Origin of the sequence: Onishia taeanensis, from assembly GCF_900100755.1 — a bacterium.
Classification (GTDB): domain Bacteria; phylum Pseudomonadota; class Gammaproteobacteria; order Pseudomonadales; family Halomonadaceae; genus Onishia; species Onishia taeanensis.
This window is the reverse complement of sequence record NZ_FNCI01000007.1, coordinates 126,591-134,151: the sequence shown is the minus strand read 5'-3', so window position 1 is coordinate 134,151 and position 7,561 is coordinate 126,591. Positions and strand designations below refer to the sequence as shown.

The window sequence follows — 7,561 nt, the reverse complement described above, 5'->3', positions numbered from 1 at the left end:
CTAGGCAATGTCTGAAAAGTACTGCGCTCGCCCATACGGCGTTAAAAATCGGCTCAAGATGCTCATTTACACCCCGTAAACTCCGCTCTTTCGCCAATTTTTGCCTTAGCTACGCGCCCCGGTCTGGCCTTCGCTCGTCGACTTTTCAGACAAAGCCTAGCAAAGCCTGGCGTTGCCTCTGCATTGTTCCCGGCATTGCTTCTGTATGGTTTCTGTATTGCTTCAACGCAAACGCCCCGCAGGGCGGGCCTGCAGGGCGTTCGGGAAGGTCCGATATCGGGGCAAGGCTCAGGCGGCGGTGATGGCGTGGTACTTGTCCATCAGTTGCTCGCGGGTTTCCTTGCGCTGTGGGTCCAGCGGAATACAGTCGACCGGGCAGACCTGCTGGCACTGCGGCTCATCGAAGTGGCCGACGCACTCGGTGCACAGGCCCGGGTCGATGACGTAGATTTCTTCCCCCGGCGAGATAGCGCCGTTGGGGCATTCGGGTTCGCAGACGTCGCAGTTGATGCACTCGTCGGTGATCATCAGGGACATATCAGGTTACTCCAGGAAAGGGGCTGCTCGGTCGGGAGCGTGAGCCGGCTAATATCCGAGTAAAACGCTCAGCTATTATAACGAGCATTCAGGGCTTCTACGACCCTGGGATGAACGAGTTTCGAGACATCGCCGCCGAGCTTGGCAATCTCGCGCACCATCGTCGAGGAGATATAGGAGTTCTCGAGTGCCGGCGTGAGGAAGACGCTCTCCACATCCGGTGCCATGGCGCGATTCATGTTGGCCAACTGCAGCTCGTACTCGAAGTCCGAGACGGCGCGCAGCCCGCGTAGGATGATGCGCGCCTGTTTTTGAGCCAGAAACTCGGTGAGTAGGCCTGAGAACCCCGTGACCTCGACGTTGGGCAGCTTTGCCACCACCTCCTCGGTCAGCGCCACCCGGCTATCAAGGTCCAGCGCCGGCTGTTTGCCGGGGCTGGCCGCGATGGCGATGATCACCTTGTCGAACATCCTGGCACCGCGCTCGATCAGATCAAAGTGACCGTTGGTGATGGGGTCGAAGGTGCCGGGATAGACCACGATGTTCATAGCGCGCCTATTGTTCGTCGTTGGTGTGGTCGCTGTCTCGATGGGCGTCACCGAGAGAGCCGAAGGGGTTCTCGACGGCCAGCGACACCGGCTGCGCATAGCCGGGAATACCGATCTGGTCGGCCTCGACCGAAAGCTCCGGGCCTTCCAGTACGCCCTGGCCAAAGCGATACAGGGCCTGGAAGTGGCCCCGGTCGGCGCCTGCCTCGTAGTTCCGTGAGGCCTCGAGGATAGGCTCGCGGCGATCCTTCCAGGCGTCTATCGCGGCCTGGCCGTGGCGCTGGACCAGCAGTCGCTCAGTGACTGAGGGCGACAGCACCAGGCCCGTCGCATTGTTGCCACCGAAGCCCTTGGCATTGATGAAGGCGGCATCGGCCTCGAAGGCCAGCGGTTCGGCGAAGAACTGCAGGCGTTCGGCATGAACGTCGTCGGCCACGACATCAAGCGTGGGAATGCCCGGCAGCCAGCCGTGGGCGAAGCTGCCGAGGGCGCTGACCAACTGGTCGCCGGCGGCACTGCCTTGAGAGTGGCCGACGAAGGCCTTGACCGCGACCACCGGCCAGGAGGTGATGCCGTTGGCCGTGGCCACCTGATGAAAGACGTGGGACTCGGTGGTGCGGTTTTTCGGCGTGCTGGTGCCGTGGGCATGCAGGAAGGTGCGCGTGCGCAGGGACTCCTCGCCGAGAATATCCCGTGCCAGGCTGACGGCCTTGCCCAGGGTAATGTAGTTGCCGATGCCGGGGGCGGAGATCGAGCGCTTCCAGCCGTCGGCATTGGTGAAGACGCCCGGCACGCTGCCGAGTATCTGGGCGCCGGTTTCCAGTGCCAGTCCGTCGTCCATCAGCAGCACGAACTGGCTGGCTTCGGCGATGGTGAAGCCGCAGTTACGGGCAAAGGGGCGACAGGCGCGCTGGTAGTCGGCATCCGTGAGCAGGCTGAGGGCGTCCAGTGCCTTGAGGCTATCGTCATCGGCAAGCGCGCCCATGGTGCGAAAGCCTTCGATGATCTCGGGCGTAATCGGCGCATCGGCGGTGCCGACCATCACTACGCGGCGGCGACCGCTTTTGATTTCCTCGATGCCCACACGCAAGTTGTACAGGAAGGTCGCGCAGGCGCCTTGGACGGCACCGGTGGCGCCGACGCTGCCCAGCACATAGGCATTGAGAAAGTCGGCCGGCATCTGGCCGTAGCCCAGCGGCATCTGCTTGGAGGTGGCGCGGTTGCCCGACGCATAGCTCTTCAACAGGCCGCCCCAGCCGGCATCGTCGAGCTGGCCGATGGAGTTGCCGGCGTAGACGGCAATCTCATCCGGATCGAGACGGTCGCGCAAGGTCTCCCAGTCGAGGCCACTCTGGCCTAGACAGTCCGACGCGCCGAAGATCGCCATCGATAACCCACGCGGGTGATGGACGCTGCGATACAGGCTGCTGGGTTCGAAGCCGCTGGGTAACTGGCCGGCGGTGCGCACCTGCGCGCCACGACGCTCGGGCAGGCTGACGTCGAACTGACCCGGTGGCACCGTGACCTCGACGTGACGGCGGTCCAGCTCGCGCACCTGCCAGGTCTCGGGCAACTGCTCGGGTAGCTGGCGACGACGCACGTGAAACACCAGCGGTGCCTCGATGGACAGCTGGGCCGGGCGGTTGGCCGGGATCCCATCGGCACCGAACATCGGGTCTTCGATACGACGGATCAGGGTGTGGTCGAGAACCTGCTGCTGGTAGCGGGCGACGATCTGCTCGGCATCCAGTGACTGGCCGCTCGTATCCTGCCAGGGCGAGCTGCCGTCGGTATTTACCAGACGCATCATCGCCGCCAGGCCGGTCAGGGTGCTGGCCTGAGTGTCCGCGTCGAGGGCCGAAAGGACCGTGCGTCGAAACGCCTGATGGCCCGAGGTTCTGCCGGCAGCATTCACTCCCCCCATGCCGACGATCACCGGTAACTGTGACAAGCCGCTTACCTCATTGTGCTGATGGCGCCAGGGCGCTCATGTTTCCTTCATTTACGGTTGATAATATCACCGCGGCCGCTACCCCGTCATGCGGGCCTTGATCCCGCAGACGGTGGTTTTCATCTTGTTGTCATGAATGGATGGTGGAATCTGCGTCTGGCTGGCCGGCCCTGCTAGAATGGCGGGCACTTTTGTTCACCCGGCCACCGGACGCCCATGCACGCCAATTCCCGCGCCATCGTTACCAATCAGCCCGGCCCCCATCAGGAACTCGCCCGCCGGGTCTCCCGGGCGCTTGTCCATCCGCTCAAGAAGCCGATTGCCGAGCACACGCGCAGCGCCTTCGCTAAGGCCGATGCCTGGCGCTCGGCGCGGCCTCGGCCGCTGATTCTCGACGCAGGCTGTGGCGTTGGACTCTCGACTCGTCAACTGGCCGAACAGTTCCCCGATCATGTGGTGATCGGTGTCGATCGCAGCGCCGACCGGCTGTCCCGGGATCATGGCGAGCTTCCGGACAACGCGCTCCTGGTGCGGGCCGACCTGGTGGACTTCTGGCGACTGGCGCTGGCGGCGGGATGGCAGCCGGCCCGCCACTACGTGCTCTATCCGAACCCTTATCCGAAGGCCGCCCATCTCAAGATGCGCTGGCACGGTCATCCGGTGTTTCCGGCCATTCTCGCTCTCGGTGGGCGGTTCGAGCTGCGCTCCAACTGGCGGCTCTACGTCGAGGAATTCGCGCTGGCCATTCAGCAAGCCACCGGCGAGGTCGTGCACGCCGAGCTTTATCGGCCGGACGGTGAGTTTCTGACACCGTTCGAGCGTAAGTATCACGGCAGTGGCCAGTCGCTCTGGCGGCTTCAGCTCGACCTGCCGCCAGCCCCCGAGCTCTTGCCCACGCCCTGAAGTCCATGCTTTGAAGTCCATGCTTTGAAGTCCATGTTATGAAACACCCTGGCTCAGCGATCTTGGCGACCGCGAAATCCTTGCCCCAGCGATTGCCGTAGCCATTGCGCCACCGGTCCTTGGGCACTGTCGCGGCGGGCGACCATCTCTACCTCGATGCGTGGCGCTACCCCAAGCGCCTCACTCGTCAAGGTGGTCAGGTGGTCGCGGAAAGGCGGGTAGCTAGCGATATGCTGCGGTACCAGCGCCCAGCCGAGTCCGCGAGTGGCCAGTTCCGCCATCGAATAGAAGCTGTTCAGACGCCAGAATCTGGCGCTGATGGCCTGATCGTCTTCGCTACCGGTGCGCGAGGCAATCACCAACTGACGGTGGCTTGCCAGGTCGGTGAGGTTCGGCGCCGGTAGCTTGGCCAGCGGATGGTTCCGCCCCACCACTAATAGCTGTTTCAGATGAGCGATGCGCTGTCCTTCCAATAGCGGGCCCCGGGCCTGCTGGCTGAGCAGAATGCCAATGTCGGCGGTGCGGTCCTCGACCCAGCCGGCGATGTCGCCCTGGGCGCCGTAGAGCAACGTCAGCTGCAGCGCCGGATATTGATGGGCCAGTGCCTCCAGGGTGTTATCCACCGGCGGCATTTCGACCAGGGCTTCGTCGATGGCCATGACCAGGCGTGCTTCTTCCCCCTCGGCGATGGCCCGGGCCCTGGCATCCAGTCGCTGACACTGGTGCAGCACCGCCCGAGCCTCGTTCAGCACGGCCTCGCCGGCGGGCGTCAGCTGCGGCAGCCGTCCCTGGCGGTCGAAGAGCCGGCAGTCCAGGTCATCCTCCAGGTGGCCGATGGCGGTGCTGATTGCCGACTGGGCACGTCCCAGCCTGCGCGCCGCGGCGGAAAACGAGCCCTGCTCGGCGGCGGCGATCAAGCATTCCAACTGATCCAGGGTCCAGCGCATGGAGGCCTCCTGTGAAAGGGGATAGCGGCAGCGTGCATGGTCGATCTATCAGAATATCAGATGGAATCTAACTAGATGCTATCTCTCCTGAGATTAGAATGGCCGCAAAAGTTCTGGCATTCATCGCAGTGTTCACCGTTGCATCGGTTGCAAGGTTCATGGCCAGGGCATCGCTACGGGAGAAGGTCTCATTGGAGGGGGCATGCGTTCGGTAAAGGAAAGGCTCTTACACAGTGCGCTGTTCGAGGCCGGTGGCCTGATGGTGGTGACCCCGCTTGCCAGCGCTTTCAGCGGCCATGGCATGGGGCAGCTGGGGGCGCTGGGGGTCGCCATGGCCACCATGGCGATGCTCTGGAATCTGATCTGGAACCGGATCTTCGATCACTGGGTGCCCAGCCGGAAACGCACTTTTCAGCAGCGTCTCGTGCAGGCCCTGGGGCTCGAGTTCGGGCTTGTGGTGCTGACGTTGCCCGGGGTGGCCTGGTGGCTCGAGATCGGATTCTTCGAGGCACTTTGGCTGGATATCGGTTACGTGTTTTTTTTCCTGGCCTACGGCCTGATTTTCAATACTCTTTTTGATCGAGCGGTGCGCCATCATCTGGCGCGGGGAGGTAGCTCATGACCTATGTATTCCTGGCGTTGGCCATCGTTGCCGAAGTCGTTGGCACCAGCGCCCTCAAAGCGTCCCAGGAGTTCTCGCGCTTCTGGCCGAGCGTGCTGGTGGTGGTGTGCTACGGGCTCGCCTTCTATCTGCTGTCGCTGGCGCTGCGCACCCTGCCGGTGGGCATCGCCTATGCCTTCTGGGCCGGGCTCGGCATCGTGCTGGTCACCCTGATCGGCATCGTGGTTTATGGTGAACGCCCCGACCTGCCGGCGGTAGTGGGCCTCGGAATGATCATTGGCGGCGTGGTAGTGATTCAGGTATTTTCCAGCGTGTCGTCGCACTGAGGCCTTAACTGGGCCCTTTGTCGAGGCCCGGAGCCGCCTCCTTACTGAGGCCCGGAGCCGCCTCGCATGAAGAGGCCCAACGCTATCTCGTCATACGATCTTGCCGTATAAGGCGAGCCATGAACCCTGAGGCCAGCCAGGCCTCGTCTGCTGTCGGATTGCCCCCATGCCTTCTTTGTCGCTGCGTTTGTTGCTGGTCGTGCTGCTGTGCTGTGTATTGGGGGCGCCAGTGGCATCGGCGGCGGGCTTCGAGCGCCTTTCCGCGCTGGAGGATCAGGGCTTTCTGATCGGTGCCGAGGCGCGGCTGCTCGACAGCGGCGAGGTGCTCGGCGAGATCACCCCCGATCTCGAGCTGTCGCCGGCCTCGGTCTCTAAGCTCTACATGGCCGCAGCGGCACTTGATCGCTGGGGCCCCCAGCACCGCTTCACCACTCGGCTGGTCACACCTGGCACGCTTTCAAGCGATGGGGTGGTGTCAGGCGATCTGGTCTTCGAGGGCGGCGGTGATCCGGCGCTGGTTTCGGAGGATCTCTGGCGGTTGGTGCAGCAGCTTCGTCAGCAAGGGGTGACCCGAGTCGACGGGGCGCTCGAGATCAATCAGTGGCGCTATGGCCCGGTGCAGTGCATCACCACCGACCGCTGCGAGGCGCGTCGCCATGGCACCAACGCCTATAGCGCGCTTCTGTCGGCGGCGGGCGTCGATTACGGCAGCTGGTGTCTGGTGGTCCGCCCCGGGCCCGCTCTTGGCGAGCCGGCCCGTGTTGCCAGCTGCTCGAGCGGCGAACTGCTGACGCGTCTCGATAACCAGGTGCAGACCGCCCGCGCCGATGGCCGGACCCGCCTGGAAGCCGAGCGCCTGACCGATGCCCAAGGCGACCGCATGGTGCTCGAGGGCACCATCGCCATGGGGGATGGGCCGCGCTACGTTTACCGCGCCAGCTCCGACCCTGCCGAGCAGACCGCCAGCACCCTGGCATCGCTGCTCGAGCAGGCCGGCATCGCCGTGACCGGTGGCGTACGGGTGGTCAGCTCGGCGCCGCCGGCGGCAGCCACTGAGCTGGCTTCCGTGCAGGGCAAGCCGCTGCAGGAGCTCCTGCAGCGCACCCTCAACTACTCGAACAACTTCATGGCCGATGTGCTGGCCCTCGATCTGGTCGGCTCGCCCCGAGCGACGCTCCCTCAAGCCGGCGATGCGGTGGAAGCCTTCGCCCTGGCGATTCCCGGCCATGGCCCGCTGACCCTGGAGAGCGGCAGCGGCCTGACCACTGGCAACCGCACCACGGCGCGTGGCGTCACGGCGCTGCTCGAACGCATGTACCAGCGCCCGGCGCTGTTCCCGAGCTTCATCGCCGGCTTGCAGTCGCCCACCAACGGCGCCATGCGCTTCCTGCGTCGCGGCAGCGACACCTTCCAGGAAAACGTGATGCTCAAGACGGGCACGCTCAACCAGCCGTTCTCGGTGCGCGCCACCGGTGGCTACTTCCGCACCCAGAGCGGTCGCTGGGGCGTTTTCTCGGTGCTGGTCAACGGCACCGCCAGCACGCCTTACCTGGCCTGGCGGCAGGTGCTAGAGCCGCTCGCCGGTGATCTCGAGTCGATGATCCTGAGTCATTGAGGCATTTCCAGGGATTGTCATCGTCGACTGCTAGGCTCTGTCCGAAAAAATCGGCGATCACTCGCTATCGCGGCCACCTATGGCGATGGCCATCACCCATCCTCCGACACGC

General features: G+C 64.1%; 8 protein-coding genes. 4 read left to right on the top strand and 4 right to left on the bottom strand.

All coding sequences use genetic code 11. The features are described from left to right. Nucleotides 1-288: 288 nt before the first annotated feature. From BLR71_RS10875 to BLR71_RS10865, 3 genes are all read right to left on the bottom strand, one after another. Nucleotides 289-537, bottom strand: coding sequence for a YfhL family 4Fe-4S dicluster ferredoxin (locus BLR71_RS10875; RefSeq protein ID WP_092525949.1), 249 nt, complete (start codon nt 535-537; stop codon nt 289-291). Nucleotides 538-605: 68 nt separating this feature from the next. Further along, nucleotides 606-1,085 carry a pantetheine-phosphate adenylyltransferase gene (gene coaD, locus BLR71_RS10870; RefSeq protein WP_092525947.1) on the bottom strand — a complete coding sequence of 160 codons (480 nt, stop codon included), beginning with the start codon at nt 1,083-1,085 and terminating at the stop codon, nt 606-608. A gap of 7 nt (nt 1,086-1,092) precedes the next feature. Further along, the gene (locus tag BLR71_RS10865) at nt 1,093-3,009 is read right to left on the bottom strand and encodes a beta-ketoacyl synthase (protein ID WP_092525972.1); all 1,917 of its coding nucleotides are present in this window, start codon (nt 3,007-3,009) and stop codon (nt 1,093-1,095) included. A gap of 243 nt (nt 3,010-3,252) precedes the next feature. Here BLR71_RS10865 and trmB point away from each other — a divergent pair, with 243 nt between their 5' ends. Then, nucleotides 3,253-3,939 (top strand): tRNA (guanine(46)-N(7))-methyltransferase TrmB, encoded by a 687-nt coding sequence (gene trmB, locus BLR71_RS10860; RefSeq protein ID WP_092525945.1) that lies wholly within the window; start codon nt 3,253-3,255, stop codon nt 3,937-3,939. A 53-nt stretch (nt 3,940-3,992) separates the two neighbouring features. Here trmB and BLR71_RS10855 read toward each other — a convergent pair whose 3' ends face one another. Beyond that, a complete protein-coding gene (locus BLR71_RS10855; RefSeq protein ID WP_092525943.1) occupies nt 3,993-4,886 on the bottom strand; it encodes a LysR family transcriptional regulator in 894 nt (297 codons plus the stop codon). A gap of 202 nt (nt 4,887-5,088) precedes the next feature. Between BLR71_RS10855 and BLR71_RS10850 the strand changes: the two genes are divergently transcribed. From BLR71_RS10850 to dacB, 3 genes are all read left to right on the top strand, one after another. Continuing rightward, a complete protein-coding gene (locus BLR71_RS10850; protein WP_092525941.1) occupies nt 5,089-5,508 on the top strand; it encodes a PACE efflux transporter in 420 nt (139 codons plus the stop codon). Next, the gene (locus tag BLR71_RS10845) at nt 5,505-5,834 is read left to right on the top strand and encodes a DMT family transporter (protein ID WP_092525939.1); all 330 of its coding nucleotides are present in this window, start codon (nt 5,505-5,507) and stop codon (nt 5,832-5,834) included. The genes BLR71_RS10850 and BLR71_RS10845 overlap by 4 nt, the downstream gene beginning before the upstream one ends. Before the next feature lie 166 nt (nt 5,835-6,000). Then, complete coding sequence (gene dacB, locus BLR71_RS10840; RefSeq protein WP_092525937.1) at nt 6,001-7,449, top strand: D-alanyl-D-alanine carboxypeptidase/D-alanyl-D-alanine endopeptidase; 1,449 nt, start codon at nt 6,001-6,003, stop codon at nt 7,447-7,449. Nucleotides 7,450-7,561 lie beyond the last annotated feature (112 nt).

Bases quoted from the DNA above. Each gene is read 5' to 3' on its own strand.
- BLR71_RS10845 (WP_092525939.1), top strand. From the start codon at position 5,505: ATGACCTATGTATTCCTGGCGTTGGCCATCGTTGCCGAAGTCGTTGGC.
- BLR71_RS10875 (WP_092525949.1), bottom strand. From the start codon at position 537: ATGTCCCTGATGATCACCGACGAGTGCATCAACTGCGACGTCTGCGAA.
- BLR71_RS10855 (WP_092525943.1), bottom strand. From the start codon at position 4,886: ATGCGCTGGACCCTGGATCAGTTGGAATGCTTGATCGCCGCCGCCGAG.
- trmB (WP_092525945.1), top strand. From the start codon at position 3,253: ATGCACGCCAATTCCCGCGCCATCGTTACCAATCAGCCCGGCCCCCAT.
- coaD (WP_092525947.1), bottom strand. From the start codon at position 1,085: ATGAACATCGTGGTCTATCCCGGCACCTTCGACCCCATCACCAACGGT.
- BLR71_RS10865 (WP_092525972.1), bottom strand. From the start codon at position 3,009: ATGGGGGGAGTGAATGCTGCCGGCAGAACCTCGGGCCATCAGGCGTTT.
- BLR71_RS10850 (WP_092525941.1), top strand. From the start codon at position 5,089: ATGCGTTCGGTAAAGGAAAGGCTCTTACACAGTGCGCTGTTCGAGGCC.
- dacB (WP_092525937.1), top strand. From the start codon at position 6,001: ATGCCTTCTTTGTCGCTGCGTTTGTTGCTGGTCGTGCTGCTGTGCTGT.